The organism is Mammaliicoccus sp. N-M50, assembly GCF_022386995.1.
Taxonomy (GTDB): Bacteria; Bacillota; Bacilli; order Staphylococcales; family Staphylococcaceae; genus Mammaliicoccus; species Mammaliicoccus sciuri_A.
In genome coordinates this window covers 1-290 of the sequence record NZ_JAJNJA010000038.1, presented here as the reverse complement: position 1 = coordinate 290, position 290 = coordinate 1, and the positions used below count along the sequence as shown (strand labels likewise).

Genomic DNA, 290 nt, shown 5'->3' with positions numbered 1-290 from the left:
AAAGTACCTGTAACAGTAGGAGAACAAGCAGACAATGATGCTTATGAACCAACAACAGACGGTGTAACAAAAGACAATGGCACACCAACGACAACAGACGATGTAACAGGTTCAGTGACAATCCCAGATTATCCAGCGGATAAAGAACAACCAACAATTACGGTGGATGACGAAACACAATTACCAGATGGCAACACACCAGGCACAACAGAAGTAGATGTGACAGTGACATATCCAGATGGAACAGAAGATCACATAAAAGTACCTGTAACAGTAGGAGAACAAGCAGA

At 42.4% G+C, this 290-nt stretch carries 1 protein-coding gene; it reads left to right on the top strand.

What is annotated here, in order from left to right:
- A partial coding sequence (locus tag LQ622_RS14960) for a Rib/alpha-like domain-containing protein (protein ID WP_275590403.1) occupies window positions 1-290 on the top strand: 290 nt, incomplete at both ends.